This window comes from Enterobacter sp. HG048, assembly GCF_024702055.1.
Taxonomy (GTDB): domain Bacteria; phylum Pseudomonadota; class Gammaproteobacteria; order Enterobacterales; family Enterobacteriaceae; genus Enterobacter; species Enterobacter dykesii.
In genome coordinates, this window is the sequence record NZ_JANLIZ010000007.1 from 1 (window position 1) to 16,853 (window position 16,853).

Genomic DNA, 16,853 nt, shown 5'->3' on the forward strand with positions numbered 1-16,853 from the left:
GAGCAGCGGCCTGTGCTGGCGCGGCAGCAGGTGCAGCACCCGCCACTTCGAAGACCATGATCAGGGAGCCGGTAGACACTTTGTCGCCGGTGTTGATCTTGATCTCTTTAACAGTACCGGCGAACGGAGCTGGCACTTCCATAGAGGCTTTGTCGCCTTCTACGGTGATCAGTGACTGCTCGGCTGCAACGGTGTCGCCCACCTTCACCAGGATTTCAGTGACTTCAACTTCGTCACCGCCGATGTCAGGCACGTTCACTTCTTTCGCGCTCGCGGCAGCGGCTGGAGCAGCGGCGGCCGGAGCGGCTTCTTTCTTCTCTTCCTGCGCAGGTGCAGCAGCTGCTGCACCGTCGGCGGAATCGAAAATCATGATCAGTTTGCCGGTCTCGGTTTTATCGCCAACAGAGACTTTGATCTCTTTAACGATGCCAGCCTGAGGAGACGGGACTTCCATAGAGGCTTTGTCGCCTTCTACGGTGATCAGCGACTGTTCAGCTTCAACTTTGTCGCCTACTTTGACCAGGATCTCGGTGATTTCAACTTCATCAGCCCCGATGTCCGGTACATTGATTTCGATAGCCATTATTCTTTTACCTCTTACGCCAGACGCGGGTTAACTTTTTCTGCATCGATGTTGAATTTGGTGATTGCGTCAGCAACCACTTTCTTATCGATTTCGCCACGTTTAGCCAGTTCGCCCAGTGCTGCTACAACCACGTAAGAAGCATCAACTTCGAAGTGGTGACGCAGGTTTTCGCGGCTGTCAGAACGACCGAAGCCGTCAGTACCCAGAACGCGATAATCATCAGCTGGAACGTAAGTACGAACCTGCTCTGCGAACAGTTTCATATAGTCAGTAGACGCCACCGCTGGTGCATCGTTCATCACCTGAGCGATGTACGGAACGCGTGGGGTTTCCATTGGGTGCAGCATGTTCCAGCGCTCACAATCCTGGCCATCACGCGCCAGCTCAGTGAAGGAGGTCACAGAGTACACGTCGGAACCCACACCGTAGTCTTTCGCCAGGATCTGTGCTGCTTCACGTACGTGACGCAGGATAGAACCGGAGCCCAGCAGCTGAACTTTACCTTTGCTACCTTCGAGGGTTTCGAGTTTGTAGATACCTTTACGGATACCTTCCTCGGCACCTGCTGGCATTGCCGGCATGTGGTAGTTTTCGTTCAGGGTGGTGATGTAGTAGTAAATGTTCTCTTGCGCTTCACCGTACATGCGCTGCAGACCGTCATGCATGATGACTGCCACTTCGTACGCGTAAGACGGGTCGTAAGAGATACAGTTAGGGATAGTCAGAGACTGAATGTGGCTGTGGCCATCTTCGTGCTGCAGACCTTCACCGTTCAGAGTCGTACGACCGGACGTACCGCCTACCAGGAAGCCGCGAGCCTGCTGGTCGCCTGCCTGCCAGCACAGGTCACCGATACGCTGGAACCCGAACATGGAGTAGTAAATGTAGAACGGGATCATCGGCAGGTTGTTGGTGCTGTAAGAGGTCGCAGCAGCCAGCCAGGATGCGCCTGCGCCCAGCTCGTTGATACCTTCCTGCAGGATCTGACCTTTCTCGTCTTCTTTGTAGTATGCAACCTGCTCACGGTCCTGCGGGGTGTACTGCTGGCCGTTCGGGCTGTAGATACCGATCTGACGGAACAGACCTTCCATACCGAAAGTACGCGCTTCGTCGGCGATGATTGGAACCAGACGGTCTTTGATCGACTTGTTCTTCAGCATCACGTTCAGGGCACGAACGAAAGCGATGGTGGTAGAGATCTCTTTGTTCTGCTCTTCCAGCAGCTGAGAGAAGTCTTCCAGCGCTGGCAGTTCCAGCTTCTCGGTGAAGTTAGGCTGACGAGCTGGCAGGTAGCCTTTCAGCGCCTGACGACGTTCATGCAGGTACTTGTGCTCTTCAGACCCTTCCGGGAAGGTGATGTAAGACAGGTTTTCTACCTGCTCATCGGTCACTGGAACGTTGAAACGGTCGCGGATATAACGCACGCCGTCCATGTTCATTTTCTTAACCTGGTGAGCGATGTTTTTACCTTCTGCGGTATCACCCATGCCGTAACCTTTGATGGTATGGGCCAGGATTACAGTCGCTTTACCTTTGGTTTCCTGCGCTTTTTTCAGTGCAGCGTAGACTTTCTTCGGATCGTGACCACCGCGGTTCAGGGCCCAGATCTGCTCATCAGTCCAGTCTGCAACCAGTGCTGCGGTTTCAGGGTATTTGCCGAAGAAGTGCTCACGAACGTAGGCACCGTCTTTGGATTTGAAGGTCTGGTAGTCACCGTCAACGGTTTCGTTCATCAGCTGGATCAGTTTACCGCTGGTGTCTTTACGCAGCAGCTCATCCCAACGACCGCCCCACATGACTTTGATCACGTTCCAGCCAGCACCTGCGAAGATGCCTTCCAGTTCGTTGATGATCTTGCCGTTACCGGTTACCGGACCATCCAGACGCTGCAGGTTACAGTTGATGATGAAGCACAGGTTGTCCAGCTTCTCACGGGTTGCGATGGTGATCGCACCTTTAGATTCTGGCTCATCCATTTCGCCGTCGCCCAGGAAGGCGTAAACGGTCTGCTCGGAGGTGTCTTTCAGACCACGGTGTTCCAGGTATTTCAGGAATTTGGCCTGGTAGATCGCACCGATTGGGCCCAGACCCATAGATACGGTCGGGAACTGCCAGAATTCAGGCATCAGTTTAGGGTGCGGGTAAGAAGACAGACCTTTACCGTGAACTTCCTGACGGAAGTTGTTCATCTGCTCTTCAGTCAGACGACCTTCCAGGAATGCACGTGCATAGATGCCCGGAGAGATGTGGCCCTGGAAGTACACCAGATCGCCGCCGTCTTTCTCGTTCGCTGCACGGAAGAAGTGGTTGAAGCACACTTCGTAAACGGTCGCGGAAGACTGGAAGGACGCCATGTGGCCACCCAGTTCCAGGTCTTTCTTGGATGCGCGCAGAACGGTCATGATGGCGTTCCAGCGGATTGCAGAACGGATACGACGTTCCAGATCCAGATTGCCCGGGTATTCCGGTTCGTCTTCGACGGCAATCGTGTTTACGTAGTTGCTAGCCCCTGCACCTGAAGCAACCTTCACACCGCCTTTGCGGGCTTCAGAAAGCAGCTGATCAATCAGATACTGAGCGCGCTCAACACCTTCTTCACGGATGACCGATTCGATCGCCTGTAGCCAGTCGCGAGTTTCGATCGGATCCACGTCATTTTGGAGACGTTCTGACATGGGGGTATTCCTTATCTATCTAATACGTTGATTTGTCTGGAACCTGTCCCATTGTGCTCTTGGGCAAGAACACAATAAGACAGGTTCTGCGTTTAGTTGCCGCGCTCTAAAAGTACCTGGCGCTTAATCCTTTCGTTGCTGTATGCGGCGTAATGAACGTTCGCGACGCGATTGTTCACGGCTGCGGTCCAGCAAGATTTCCTCAATGAAAGCCAGATGTCGGTGCGACGCTTCGCGCGCCTGCTCCGGTTCCCCGGCCATTATCGCCTCGAATACTCGGGTGCGATGGTTGCTTACCAGTGGGAGCATGTCCCGACGGGCATACAACAATTCAAAATTCTGACGAACGTTCTGGGCCAGCATCGGCTCCATGCAGCGTAGCAGATGGAGGAGCACCACGTTGTGGGCCGCTTCGGTGACGGCGATTTGATACTGGACGACGGCGCTGGACTCGGCGTCTAAATCGCCGGACTGCTGTGCCCGTTCAATGGCCTGATGCAGTTCGCGGATACGCACACGATCTTCATCAGTGCTGCGAAGGGCGGCGTAATAGGCCGCAATACCTTCAAGCGCGTGACGGGTCTCAAGCAGGTCAAACTGGGATTCTGGGTGGTCAGAGAGAAGTTCTACCAGCGGATCGCTGAAGCTCTGCCACAGGCTGTTTTGCACAAAGGTTCCGCCGCCCTGGCGACGAAGCAGCAAGCCCTTTGCTTCGAGACGTTGAATCGCCTCACGCAGAGAGGGACGTGAAACGTCGAACTGTTTTGCCAGCTCGCGTTCTGGCGGAAGTTTCTCACCCGGGCGCAGAGTCCCTTCGAGGATTAAAAACTCCAGCTGCTGCTCAATCACATCAGATAGTTTTGGTTGGCGAATTTTGCTGTAGGCCATATTCCCTGTCTTACGCCTTTTTGCCCGGAGTCAATTGGTCTTACCAATTTCTATTTCGTATCGCTAAAGTAACAAAGTATTCACCTTCTGTCCATATTGGTTTTGATTGAAATCAGTAAACCCTGCACATTTTAACAACCTTACAGAAATAACGTTTCAGAAATGTAACTTTGCACAAATGAGTTGATTACTCCCAAAGAGGGAGTTTTAACCATAATGAAACGAGGGTTTTTGCAATCTGAAGCGATTCAACAAGGCAAATAATGAAAATTCGCCCACTTATGGAGCATTTCTATTCTATAGGTTGGGTGAGGAAGAATGAGCGGGCCGATTTACAAATGCTTTCTTTTTATTCAAGTCGTCATCACCCCTTCATAAAGCAGGTGCATTCGCAGGCGCTTACCACTATTCTTGCGCTTACGGAAGTCATTCCCGCTTTTTTCGGTCTCGTTAACCGTAAAGAAATAAATACAGAATATGGATTTTCATAATTACACACGCACAGCGTGAACATAACAACCACACACGAGGTTTCAAATGGAAGCTCAACAGCACGGCGATCAGCTAAAGCGCGGGCTTAAAAACCGCCATATACAGCTCATCGCACTGGGCGGTGCGATTGGTACCGGCCTGTTTCTGGGCAGCGCATCCGTTATCCAGTCAGCCGGTCCCGGCATTATTTTGGGTTACGCGATTGCCGGCTTTATTGCCTTTCTGATTATGCGCCAGCTGGGTGAAATGGTCGTTGAAGAGCCGGTCGCAGGCTCCTTCAGCCACTTTGCCTATAAATACTGGGGCAGCTTTGCCGGTTTCGCCTCGGGCTGGAACTACTGGGTGCTGTACGTTCTGGTTGCCATGGCCGAGCTTACCGCCGTCGGGAAATACATTCAGTTCTGGTATCCCGAGATCCCAACCTGGGCCTCCGCAGCGGCTTTCTTCGTCATTATTAACGCCATTAACCTGACCAACGTAAAAGTATTCGGGGAAATGGAGTTCTGGTTTGCCATTATTAAGGTGATTGCCGTAGTGGCGATGATTATCTTTGGCGGCTGGCTGCTGTTCAGCGGCAACGGCGGCCCGCAGGCAACCGTGCGCAACCTCTGGGAACAGGGCGGATTCCTGCCTCACGGCATGACCGGCCTGGTAATGATGATGGCCATTATCATGTTCTCCTTCGGCGGCCTCGAGCTGGTGGGCATCACCGCCGCTGAAGCCGACAACCCGGAGCAGAGCATTCCAAAAGCCACTAACCAGGTTATCTATCGTATCCTGATCTTCTATGTGGGCTCGCTGGCCGTGCTGCTCTCCCTGCTGCCGTGGACGCGCGTGACCGCTGACACCAGCCCGTTTGTGCTGATCTTCCACGAGCTGGGCGACACCTTTGTCGCGAACGCCCTGAACATCGTGGTGCTGACCGCCGCGCTCTCTGTTTACAACAGCTGCGTATACTGCAACAGCCGTATGCTGTTCGGCCTGGCCCAGCAGGGGAACGCGCCAAAAGCGCTGCTCAACGTCGATAAACGCGGCGTGCCGGTAAACACAATTCTGGTTTCGGCGGTCGTGACCGCGCTGTGCGTACTCATTAACTACATGGCACCGGAATCGGCATTTGGCCTGCTGATGGCACTGGTGGTCTCTGCCCTGGTCATCAACTGGGCGATGATCAGCCTGGCGCACATGAAGTTCCGCCGCGCAAAACAGCAGCAGGGCGTCACCACCCGCTTCCCTGCCCTGCTCTATCCGCTGGGCAACTGGGTGTGCCTGGTGTTCATGGCGGCCGTGCTGGTGATCATGCTGATCACGCCGGGAATGGCGATTTCCGTCTACCTGATCCCGGTCTGGATTGCGATTCTTGGCGTCGGCTATCTCTTCAGTCAGAAAAGCCGTAATGCCATGAAGGCACACTAAGCCTCTCTCCGCGGCGCCTGCTTTTGCGGGTGCCGCGCGTTGTTACCTCCCTCACACTTTCACGCCCACAGCGCATTTATCCATATCACCGCCCTGATACTGCAACGCATATATTCCTTTGCCAGCAAATAATTCTCTCCATACCGTAAACCGGAGAGCTGTCGATGGATAACAACACACTGTCAGTAAAAGAAAAGATCGGCTATGGGATGGGCGACGCGGGATGCAACATCATCTTCGGCGCCATCATGCTGTTTGTTAACTATTTTTATACGGATATTTTTGGCCTCGCCCCTGCGCTGGTCGGCGTGCTGCTGCTTTCCGTACGCGTGATTGACGCCGTAACGGACCCGATCATGGGGGCGATTGCTGACCGTACCCGCAGTAAATATGGCCGGTTTCGTCCATGGCTGCTGTGGATCGCCTTCCCCTACGCGCTGTTTAGCATCCTGATGTTCACCACGCCGGAGTGGAGCTATAACAGCAAAGTTATCTATGCGTTTGTCACCTACTTCCTGCTCTCTTTGACCTATACGGCCATCAACATTCCCTACTGCTCGCTGGGCGGGGTGATCACCAACGATCCAAAAGAACGCGTGGCCTGCCAGTCGTATCGCTTCGTGCTGGTCGGTATCGCCACGCTGCTGCTCTCATTAACGCTGCTGCCGATGGCCGACTGGTTTGGCGGAGATAACAAAGCCAAAGGCTACCAGATGGCGATGACCGTTCTGGCGCTGATTGGCACCTGCATGTTCCTGTTCTGCTTCGCCACCGTGCGCGAGCGCGTGCGTCCGGCGGTACAGACCAACGACGAGCTGAAAAACGATCTGAAAGACGTGTGGAAGAACGACCAGTGGGTACGCATTCTGCTCCTGACCCTGTGCAACGTCTGCCCGGGCTTTATCCGCATGGCGGCCACCATGTATTACGTCACCTGGGTGATGGGCCAGAGCACCCATTTCGCCACGCTGTTTATCAGCCTGGGCGTGGTCGGCATGATGCTCGGCAGCGTGCTGGCAAAAGTCCTGACCGACCGCTGGTGCAAGCTCAAGGTCTTCTTCTGGACCAATATCGTTCTGGCGATTTTCTCAACCGCCTTTTATTTCTTCGACCCGAAAGCCACCGTCACCATCGTGGTGCTCTACGTCCTGCTGAACATCCTGCACCAGATCCCGTCTCCTCTGCACTGGTCGCTGATGGCCGACGTGGACGACTACGGCGAGTGGAAGACCGGAAAACGCATCACGGGGATCAGCTTCTCCGGCAACATCTTCTTCCTGAAGCTGGGGCTGGCGATTGCCGGGGCGATGGTCGGCTTCCTGCTATCCTGGTACGGTTATGACGCGGGCGCAAAAGCGCAGAGCGCGGACGCCATTAACGGGATCGTGCTGCTCTTTACCGTCATTCCCGGCATTGGGTACTTAGTTACCGCGGGCGTGGTGCGCCTGCTGAAAGTGGATCGCGAAACCATGAAGCAGATCCAGTCCGATCTGGAAAAGCGTCGCAATAACTACCGCGAGCTGAACGATTATCAGGAACTCAAAGTCGCTGAGACAAAATAAGGAAAGCCGAATGCAAACCTGGCCAAACCCGTTTATTGAACAACGCGCCGATCCGTACATTTTACGCCACGAGGGGCTGTACTATTTTATCGCCTCCGTGCCGGAGTACGACAGGCTGGCAATCCGCCGCGCAGAGTCTCTTGAAGGCTTACGTAATGCCGAAGAAGTGGTGGTCTGGCGCAAGCCCGACACCGGCCCGATGAGCCAGCTGATCTGGGCGCCGGAACTGCATCACATTGACGGGAAATGGTACATCTATTTTGCTGCGACGCACACCCAGGCGCTCGACGCGCTCGGAATGTTCCAGCACCGTATGTTCGCCATTGAATGTGCCGACGGCGATCCGCTAGCCGGCACGTGGGTGGAGAAAGGGCAAATCAAAACGCCTTTCGATACCTTCGCTCTGGACGCCACCACCTTTGTTCATCAGGGGAAACGCTGGTATCTGTGGGCGCAAAAAGCGCCTGACATCACCGGAAATTCCAATCTTTATCTCTGTGAAATGGAGAACCCCTGGACGCTGAAAGGCGAACCGGTGATGCTCAGCAAGCCGGAGTATGACTGGGAGCGTCGCGGGTTTTGGGTCAACGAAGGCCCGGCGGTGCTGGTTCACGGCAATAAGCTGTTTATCAGCTACTCCGCCAGCGCGACCGACGAGAACTACTGTATGGGGCTACTGTGGATAGACCTGAATGCCGATCCGCAAAATCCGGCAAACTGGCACAAATCCCCGCGTCCGGTGTTCATTACCAGCTATGAAAATCGCCAGTTCGGCCCGGGGCACAACAGCTTTACGCAAACGCCGGAAGGAGAAGATGTGCTGGTATATCACGCGCGGAATTACACCGAAATTGAGGGCGACCCGCTGTACGATCCGAATCGCCATACTCGACTGAAGCTCGTCCGCTGGAATGAAAACGGGATGCCTGATTTCGGCATCCCGCCCGCGGATACGCTTTAGCCTTTGCGGCGCGCTGGCCTACACCAGCGTGCCGTAAATCGTCAGCAGCGCCACGATAACCACCACCACAAACGACGTTTTCTTCGCCATGGAGACAGCGGCCTTCGGCGTTTCAATCTTGTCGGTATGCGGCTCACGCGCCAGCGAGAACTGCGCCAGACGCGTTAGCACCTGGTACTGCGACGTATGGCGATCGGCAAGAGAAGCGAACCATGCGGGCAGCGCTTTTTCACCGTGACCAATTAACGCGTACACCACGCCTACCAGACGCACCGGGAGCCAGTCGAGCACGTGCAGGATGGCGTCAATGCCGGACTGCAGGCGTTCATGCGGCGTCAGATAACGGGCAAGCCAGGTCTGCCAGGCGCGCAGAAACGCATACCCCATCAGCAGCACCGGCCCCCACGGACCGCCCACCACGAACCAGAACAACGGCGCAAGATAGTAACGGAAGTTAATCCACAGCAGCGCGTTTTGCAGCTCGCGCAGAAACTCGCGCTCGTCGCAGTCCGGCGGCACGCCGTGGATCATCGTCAGCTCGCTCGCCATGGCACCGCGCGCATGGGCATCGTCACGGGAGGCGGCTTTCAGGTAGGCGTGATAGTGCAAACGCACCTTGCCTGCGCCTATGCACAGCACGCCGAGCAGGATCCACACCACCAGCAGCGGCACGTTGAAAAAGAGTCCGTACAGCGAGCGCAGGAGCAGGAACGTAATGACCATCACCCCTGCCATCATCAGCAGCGTGCGCAGCATGGAAAAATGTTTGATACGGCGGAATAACACCTCCAGCCGGTGATCCAGATGCCAGTGCTCGCCGAGCTTGAACAGGCGTTCAGCGATGATAACCAGCAGCATGGTAAACAACGTCATGGTATCTCCTTATTCTGACGACGCGGTGAGCATGGCGCGAAACCGGGACCAGTCAAAGGCCGGGCCGGGATCGGTTTTTCTCTCCGGGGCGATATCACTGTGTCCCGTGATATTGTCGGCGATAGCCGGGTAGAGTCCGATAAGCGTGCGGGTCACAGCCGCCAGCTGTTGATACTGTGAATCGGTGTAGGGCGTCGTATCCGTGCCTTCCAGCTCAATCCCGATAGAAAAATCATTGCACCGTTCGCGCCCGTGATACATCGACACCCCGGCGTGCCAGGCGCGCTTATCGAAGGGAACATACTGAACCACTTCACCATTGCGACGAATCAGGCAGTGAGCCGATACGCGCAGATGTGCAATTTCAGCAAAGAAGGGATGAGCATCGGGATCAATCGTTCCCGTGAATAGCGCATCGATCCACGGGCCGCCAAATTCACCCGGCGGGAGACTAATATTATGAACCACCAGCAGTGTGGGCTTTTCATCCTCCGGGCGGCAATCGTGGTGCGGCGAGGGCACACGCCGCGCATCCACCAGCCATCCGTTTTCTAACAACATGCTGGAACTCCTTCTGTATGGTGCAATGACTCGGTTCAGAGTAGCATGTTTCAATATTATGATTCGTTACCAATTTGGAGTTTTATCATGCCGCCTCGCCGCTACAACCCCGACCACCGACGTGAAGCGCTTCTGGAACGTATTAATATGGATATTCCGGCAAGCGTCTCCCATGCTTTGAAAGAAGATCTGGGCGGTGACGTTAACGCTGATAAGGATATTACCGCACAATTATTGCCAAAAGAGACACGCTCACACGCGGTCATTATTACCCGTGAAAACGGCGTCTTTTGCGGCAAGCGTTGGGTCGAAGAGGTATTTACCCAGTTGGCGGGCGATGATGTGCAGATTATCTGGCACGTTGAAGACGGCGATGCAATTACGGCAAACCAGCCGCTGTTCGAACTGGACGGTCCTTCCCGCGTCTTGCTGACCGGCGAACGTACCGCGCTCAATTTTGTACAAACGCTCTCCGGCGTCGCCAGCGAAGTGCGTCGCTACGTTGACCTGCTGGCCGGTACCCGCACCCAGCTGCTGGATACCCGCAAAACGCTGCCGGGCCTGCGCACCGCGCTGAAGTATGCGGTGCTGTGCGGCGGTGGCGCAAACCATCGTCTGGGCTTATCCGACGCCTTCCTGATTAAAGAGAACCACATTATTGCCTCTGGCTCCGTGCGTCAGGCGGTGGAGAAAGCCTTCTGGCTGCACCCGGATGTGCCTGTCGAAGTAGAGGTCGAAAGCCTGGAAGAGCTGGAGCAGGCGATTAAGGCCGGGGCCGATATCATCATGCTTGATAACTTCGAAACAGAGCAGATGCGCGAGGCGGTAAAACTGACTAACGGCCGGGCCCAGCTTGAAGTGTCCGGGAACGTCACTTTCGAAACGATCCGTGAATTCGCCGAAACCGGCGTGGATTACATCTCCGTCGGCGCGCTGACCAAACACGTTCGCGCCCTCGACCTCTCAATGCGCTTCAAATAACGCATTCTCCCCTCTCAACCCGGAGAGGGGAATTTCAGCCCCGCTCGCAGATCCGCTGTTCTTCCCTGCAACTCTGCATAAATTCTCTGAAGCCCTCTTCCCGTTCCCTTTTTTACCTCTCGTTTCTGCTCTTTCCCGCTGACAAAGTAGCGCCACTTTGCATAAGGAGCAGATATGAACAGACAACAAGGCTTCACACTCATTGAGCTGATGGTAGTCATTGGCATCATTGCGATTCTGAGCGCCATCGGCGTTCCCGCCTATCAAAATTACCTGCGCAAGGCGGCGCTGACCGATATGCTGCAAACCTTTGTTCCCTACCGTACGGCCATTGAGCTTTGCGCGCTGGATCACGGTGGCGTGGAGAGCTGCGACGCTGGCAGTAACGGTATCCCTTCCCCCACCACGACACGCTACGTTTCAGGAATGAGCGTGGCGAAAGGGACCGTGACCTTAACAGGACAGGAGAGTCTTAACGGGCTGGAAGTGGTCATGACGCCGCAGTGGAACGACGGCAACGGTATGACGGGCTGGACGCGCGACTGCAACATCAGCGCGGACAGCGCCCTGAAACAGGCCTGCGAAGACGTTTTCCGCTTTGACAATAACTGAGGAGCGGATAATGAATACCGATCAACTCGTGGCGCTTTGTCAGCGCCATCACGCTCTGCTGCTCACCAGCGACAGTGACATGGTCAGCATCGCCGTCGTGGGCAGCCCCGCGGCTGAACTCATGGAGGCGCTGCGCTTCGCGACCCAGAAACGGATTGATATTGAGTGCTGGAGCGCTGAGCGCATGGAAAAACACCGGCAGCTAACGTCACAATCGCATCTGCCCGTTATTTCGCAAACACACTCGACGGTGGATATCCTCAACCACACGCTGCAGCAGGCAATCAACCAGCGCGCCTCCGACATTCATATCGAACCGATGGAGCACGCATGCCAGATCCGTTTACGCATCGACGGGGTGCTTTGCCCCCAGCCTCCGCTTTCCGCCTCGCTGGCCAGCCTGTTCAGCGCACGTTTAAAAGTGCTGGGTAACCTGGATATTGCAGAACGTCGTTTACCTCAGGACGGTCAGTTTACGATTGAGCTGGCAAACGAGCCGGTCTCGTTTCGGATCGCGACGCTTCCCTGCAGCGGTGGCGAGAAAATTGTGCTGCGTCTGCTGCATCAGGTTCAGCAGGCTCTTGAGCCGAAAGCGCTTGGTATGAGCGCAGAACAACTGGCCTGTTTCAATGAGGTTCTCCACCAGCCGCAGGGGCTGATTCTGGTCACCGGCCCTACCGGCAGCGGCAAAACCGTGACGCTGTACAGCGCGCTGCAGGCGCGTAATACCCCTGACGTCAACATCTGTAGCGTGGAGGATCCCATTGAGATCCCTCTGGCGAGATTAAACCAGACGCAGATTAATCCCCGGGCGGGTTTAACATTCCAGAGCGTGCTGAGGGCACTGCTGCGTCAGGATCCAGACATCATTATGGTCGGCGAAATCCGTGACGGTGAAACGGCAGAAATTGCCATTAATGCCGCCCAGACCGGTCATCTGGTGCTGTCAACGCTGCACACCAACTCGACGACGGAAACCCTGATTCGCCTCGAGCAGATGGGCGTCGCGCGCTGGATGATATCTTCCGCGCTGTCGATGGTGATTGCCCAGCGGCTGGTCCGGCGTTTGTGTCCGCACTGTCGCCGGGAAGCCAGCGAGCATGCTGAATTACCGCGCGCCGTATGGTCCAGACCGCTTCCACGCTGGCAGCCCACCGGCTGCGATCGCTGTTATCACGGTTTTTATGGCCGCGTGGCAATTTTTGAAGTGCTGGCGATCGACAATCCCCTGCGTCAGGCCATTGCCAGTGGGGCGGGAATCGAAGTGATAGAGGCGAGTGCCCGGCAGGCGGGAATGATTTCTCTTTTTGAGCACGGCTGCATGGCCGTCGAGCAAGGGCTGACCACGATCGAAGAGCTGGTGCGCGTGCTGGGAATACCGGATGGCTGCTAATCAGCTCTGGCGCTGGCGAGCGCTCACCAAAGAAGGTGAATCCCAAAGCGGAACACTCTGGGCCACAGACCGCAATGCCGCCTTCACCTGGCTAATGCGTAGCGATCTCCATCCTCTGGCGCTGACCCGATGCGCTCAGCGGCACCGCTGGCGGCCGCATCACTGCTGCGAGATGTTTCGCCAGCTCGCCACGCTTTTGCAGGCGGGGCTGACGTTGTCCCACAGCCTGCAGATGCTGGCAGAGCAACATCCATTAAAACCGTGGCAGGCGCTGCTGCAAAGCATTGCCGATGAGCTCAGTGAGGGATCCCCCTTTTCTGAGTCGCTAAAAAAGTGGCCAGAGGTGTTTAGCCCGCTGCATGTCTCAATGGTGAAAACCGGTGAGCTCACAGGGAAACTGGAGGAGTGCTGCCGCCAGCTCGCGCAGCAGCAAAAAGCGCAGCAGCAGCTTAGAGAGAAGGTGAAAAAGGCCCTGCGCTACCCGGCGATCGTCCTGACGCTCGCCGTACTCGTGGTGCTGGCGATGGTCATTCTTGTCTTGCCCGAGTTTGCCGCGATCTACAAAACGTTTAACACGCCGCTCCCGATGCTGACGCAAATGGTCATGGGGATGGCCGCATTTATCCAGTCCTATGCCCTTGCGTTGTTCGTCGCGTTATTAATGCCCTTAGCCGCCGCCTGGGCTCTGCGGCAGAACCCTCGCTGGCAGCGCATGCTGATGCACATGCCCGTGATGGGCGCGCTGGCAAAAGGACAAAAACTGGGACATATCTTTACCGTGCTGTCACTCACGCAGCAGGCTGGTATCCCCTTTTTACAGGGTCTGGAGAGCGCAGAGGAGACCGTTGAAAGTTGTTACTGGCGGGGGATACTCCACAGCGTTCGGGAGGACATTGAAAAAGGTCTCCCCGTCTGGTCATCCTTTGAGAAAGCGGCCATCTTTACCCCGCTGTGTATTCAGCTTTTACGAACCGGTGAAATGTCAGGTGCGCTGGACATCATGCTGGCAAATCTCGCCCGGCACCACACGGAACAGACCTTTCAACGGGCAGATAATCTGGCTGCACTTCTCGAGCCAGTGCTTCTGATTGTGACAGGGGTCATCATCGGCACGCTGGTGGTGGCAATGTACCTACCGATTTTCCATCTGGGGGATGCGATGAGCGCGGGGTAGTGCTAAACAGTGCTGGCGCACGGGGATGCGCCAGCAGAAGCCATTACAGGCTATTGAATACGCGGTTTTCCTGCTCCTGAACGCGAATAAACGTTGTACGTTTCGTCAGTTCTTTCAGGCGGGATGCCCCAACGTAGGTGCAGGCCGAGCGCAGGCCGCCGAGGATATCGCGCGCGGTGTATTCAACCGGGCCGCGCAGAGGTAGCTTCACGGTTTTGCCTTCTGCCGCACGGTATTTTGCCACGCCACCGACGTGACGGGTCATCGCGGATTCAGAACTCATGCCGTAGAACAGCATAAATTTCTCGCCGTTCTCTTCAACAACGGTACCACCGCTCTCTTCGTGGCCTGCCAGCATACCGCCGAGCATCACGAAGTCGGCGCCGCCGCCGAAGGCTTTCGCAACATCACCCGGCATGGTACAGCCGCCATCGCTGATGATCTGACCGCCCAGACCGTGCGCCGCATCGGCGCATTCAATGACTGCGGAAAGCTGCGGATAACCGACGCCGGTTTTGACGCGGGTCGTGCACACGGAGCCCGGGCCAATACCCACTTTCACGATATCTGCACCGGAAAGGATCAGCTCTTCACACATTTCACCGGTCACCACGTTGCCCGCGATGATGGTTTTCGTCGGCCAGGCTTCACGCGCCTTGCTGACGAACTGCACGAAGTGCTCGGAGTAACCGTTCGCCACGTCAATACAAACGAAGTTGAGCGCCGGGTTAGCGTTCAGGATCTGTTTGGTCTTCTCGAAATCGGCATCGGAAGTGCCGGTAGAAACCATCACATGCTTCACCACGTCAGCAGACGCGGACGCAACAAACGCATTCCACTCTTCAGGGCTGTAATGTTTGTGCACGGCGGTGAGAATGTCGAACTGTGCCAGGGCGGTTGCCATCTCAAAGGTTCCCACAGTATCCATGTTGGCAGCGATGATCGGCACGCCAGACCAGGTCTGACCGGAATGCTTAAAGGTGAATTGACGTTCGAGTTCAACGTCTGAGCGACTTTTCAGTGTAGAGCGTTTTGGGCGGATAAGAACGTCTTTGAAACCTAACTTCAGATCTTCTTCGATACGCATGTGCGGATTCCTGGGGTTAGAGGCAAATATGTTAAAAGCACAACTCCAGTGACGTTATCATACGCACTAATACCTGCTCCGCAAGACTGCGAAATTCTCTTTTTTTACGCTACAATCCTATAAATTTACCTGGTAAAAAGCCGGTAAACAGAGCCAAACAGTTGCCAGCGCACCAAATAGTTTTAACCAACTGATTTTAATAATGAATAATTCCCAGGATTTGAATTAATGGGGTATATCGTCGCATTAACCGGCGGCATCGGTAGTGGCAAAAGTACCGTTGCGGACGCGTTCTCTCGTTTGGGTATCACGATTATTGATGCCGATATCATTGCCCGCCAGGTGGTAGAGCCCAATACACCCGCGCTAAAGGCCATCGCAGAACATTTTGGTCAGGCAGTCATCACTGCCGATGGCACACTGAATCGCCGTCAGCTTCGCGAATGTATTTTTTCTGATTCTGCGGAAAAAGACTGGCTTAATGCCCTGCTCCACCCCATCATCCACCAGGAAACTCAGCGTCAGATAGCCGCAGCCCGCTCGCCCTATGTCCTGTGGGTGGTTCCGCTACTGGTTGAAAATCAGCTGCAGAAGAAAGCCGATCGTGTGCTGGTGATTGATGTCGCACCCGAAATGCAAATCCAGCGAACCATGACGCGCGATCGCGTCTCGCGGGAGCATGCTGAACAAATTCTTGCCGCTCAGGCTACGCGCGCTCAGCGCCTTGCCGTGGCGGATGATGTTATTGATAATAACGGCGCACCAGATGCCATTGCATCGGATGTTGCCCGTCTGCACGCGCAGTATCTGACGTTCGCCGCGCAGGCCGTTGCACAGGAAAAACCATAATGTCGACACACATCCTTTTTGAGCATCCGCTCAACGAAAAAATGCGCACCTGGCTGCGCATCGAATTTCTTATTCAACAACTTTCACAACATCTGCCTGTTAACGATCATGCCACGGCGTTGCACTTCTTCCGCAACGTAGGCGATCTGCTGGATGTGATTGAACGCGGCGATGTCCGCACAGAATTACTCAAAGAGCTGGAGCGCCAGCAGCGTAAATTACAGGCATGGACAGAGGTCCCCGGCGTAGATCAGAGCCGTATCGACGCGCTCCGCCAGCAGTTGAAAAGCAGCAGTGCCGTCCTGATGGCCGCGCCGCGCGTCGGGCAGTTTTTGCGTGAAGACCGCCTGATTGGCCTGGTGCGCCAGCGTCTGAGCATTCCTGGCGGCTGCTGCAGCTTCGACCTGCCGACCCTGCATATGTGGCTACATATGCCACAGGCGCAGCGTGACGCACAGGTGAACAGCTGGCTGGCGAGCCTGGAGCCAATGCACCAGACGCTGTCGCTGATCCTCGATCTGATCCGTAACTCTGCGCCGTTCCGCAAGCAAACCAGCCTGAATGGTTTCTTCCAGGATAACGGTGATGATGCCGATCTTCTGCGCCTGAATTTATCGCTTGGAGAACAGCTTTACCCGCAGATTTCCGGGCATAAGAGCCGCTTTGCGATTCGCTTTATGCCGCTGGACAGTGAAAATGGCACCGTGCCGGAACGTCTCGATTTTGAACTGGCCTGTTGTTAA

16 protein-coding genes are annotated in these 16,853 nt (G+C 55.4%); 10 read left to right on the forward strand and 6 right to left on the reverse strand.

The genetic code is table 11. The annotated features are described in order from the left end of the window. The 3 genes from NUX24_RS10430 to pdhR form a co-directional block, all read right to left on the reverse strand. Positions 1-583 (reverse strand): biotin/lipoyl-containing protein (locus tag NUX24_RS10430; RefSeq protein ID WP_308280940.1); only part of this gene is annotated, 583 nt, incomplete at its 3' end. A gap of 14 nt (positions 584-597) precedes the next feature. Next, the gene (gene aceE / locus NUX24_RS10435) at positions 598-3,261 is read right to left on the reverse strand and encodes a pyruvate dehydrogenase (acetyl-transferring), homodimeric type (protein ID WP_059310644.1); all 2,664 of its coding nucleotides are present in this window, start codon (positions 3,259-3,261) and stop codon (positions 598-600) included. Positions 3,262-3,384: 123 nt separating this feature from the next. Continuing rightward, positions 3,385-4,149, reverse strand: a complete 765-nt coding sequence (gene pdhR / locus NUX24_RS10440; protein WP_008501960.1) for a pyruvate dehydrogenase complex transcriptional repressor PdhR — start codon at positions 4,147-4,149, stop codon at positions 3,385-3,387. A gap of 263 nt (positions 4,150-4,412) precedes the next feature. On the opposite strand from pdhR, the gene NUX24_RS10445 reads away from it, so the two are divergent. The 4 genes from NUX24_RS10445 to NUX24_RS10460 all read left to right on the forward strand — a co-directional run bounded on the left by NUX24_RS10445 (position 4,413) and on the right by NUX24_RS10460 (position 8,580). Next, entirely contained in the window at positions 4,413-4,640 is a 228-nt protein-coding gene (locus tag NUX24_RS10445) for a hypothetical protein (protein ID WP_257831385.1), read from the forward strand. Positions 4,641-4,686: 46 nt separating this feature from the next. Then, a complete protein-coding gene (aroP, locus tag NUX24_RS10450; protein ID WP_047651512.1) occupies positions 4,687-6,057 on the forward strand; it encodes an aromatic amino acid transporter AroP in 1,371 nt (456 codons plus the stop codon). A 164-nt stretch (positions 6,058-6,221) separates the two neighbouring features. Further along, complete coding sequence (locus tag NUX24_RS10455; protein WP_126328842.1) at positions 6,222-7,619, forward strand: glycoside-pentoside-hexuronide (GPH):cation symporter; 1,398 nt, start codon at positions 6,222-6,224, stop codon at positions 7,617-7,619. Positions 7,620-7,629: 10 nt separating this feature from the next. After that, positions 7,630-8,580, forward strand: a complete 951-nt coding sequence (locus NUX24_RS10460; RefSeq protein ID WP_257831388.1) for a family 43 glycosylhydrolase — start codon at positions 7,630-7,632, stop codon at positions 8,578-8,580. 18 nt (positions 8,581-8,598) lie between these two features. Here the strand turns inward: NUX24_RS10460 and ampE are convergent, their stop codons facing one another. Both ampE and ampD read right to left on the reverse strand, forming a co-directional pair. Continuing rightward, positions 8,599-9,453 (reverse strand): beta-lactamase regulator AmpE, encoded by an 855-nt coding sequence (gene ampE / locus NUX24_RS10465; protein WP_121932500.1) that lies wholly within the window; start codon positions 9,451-9,453, stop codon positions 8,599-8,601. Positions 9,454-9,462: 9 nt separating this feature from the next. Further along, positions 9,463-10,014 (reverse strand): 1,6-anhydro-N-acetylmuramyl-L-alanine amidase AmpD, encoded by a 552-nt coding sequence (ampD, locus tag NUX24_RS10470; protein WP_257831392.1) that lies wholly within the window; start codon positions 10,012-10,014, stop codon positions 9,463-9,465. An 87-nt stretch (positions 10,015-10,101) separates the two neighbouring features. Here ampD and nadC point away from each other — a divergent pair, with 87 nt between their 5' ends. The 4 genes from nadC (at position 10,102) to hofC (ending at position 14,174) form a co-directional block, all read left to right on the forward strand. Then, positions 10,102-10,995, forward strand: coding sequence for a carboxylating nicotinate-nucleotide diphosphorylase (gene nadC, locus NUX24_RS10475; protein WP_047651518.1), 894 nt, complete (start codon positions 10,102-10,104; stop codon positions 10,993-10,995). Between the two features lie 174 nt (positions 10,996-11,169). Next, a complete protein-coding gene (gene ppdD / locus NUX24_RS10480) occupies positions 11,170-11,607 on the forward strand; it encodes a prepilin peptidase-dependent pilin (RefSeq protein WP_047651519.1) in 438 nt (145 codons plus the stop codon). A 10-nt stretch (positions 11,608-11,617) separates the two neighbouring features. After that, positions 11,618-13,000, forward strand: coding sequence for a type II secretion system protein GspE (gene gspE, locus NUX24_RS10485; protein WP_257831396.1), 1,383 nt, complete (start codon positions 11,618-11,620; stop codon positions 12,998-13,000). Then, the gene (hofC, locus tag NUX24_RS10490) at positions 12,990-14,174 is read left to right on the forward strand and encodes a protein transport protein HofC (RefSeq protein ID WP_257831398.1); all 1,185 of its coding nucleotides are present in this window, start codon (positions 12,990-12,992) and stop codon (positions 14,172-14,174) included. Before gspE ends, hofC begins: the two co-directional genes overlap by 11 nt. 43 nt (positions 14,175-14,217) lie before the next feature. On the opposite strand, the gene NUX24_RS10495 is transcribed toward hofC, so the two are convergent. Continuing rightward, positions 14,218-15,261, reverse strand: a complete 1,044-nt coding sequence (locus NUX24_RS10495; protein ID WP_023310407.1) for a GMP reductase — start codon at positions 15,259-15,261, stop codon at positions 14,218-14,220. A 228-nt stretch (positions 15,262-15,489) separates the two neighbouring features. Between NUX24_RS10495 and coaE the strand changes: the two genes are divergently transcribed. Together coaE and zapD are read left to right on the forward strand one after the other, a co-directional pair. Further along, positions 15,490-16,110, forward strand: coding sequence for a dephospho-CoA kinase (coaE, locus tag NUX24_RS10500; protein ID WP_047651523.1), 621 nt, complete (start codon positions 15,490-15,492; stop codon positions 16,108-16,110). Further along, a complete protein-coding gene (gene zapD, locus NUX24_RS10505) occupies positions 16,110-16,853 on the forward strand; it encodes a cell division protein ZapD (protein WP_023310405.1) in 744 nt (247 codons plus the stop codon). The genes coaE and zapD overlap by 1 nt, the downstream gene beginning before the upstream one ends.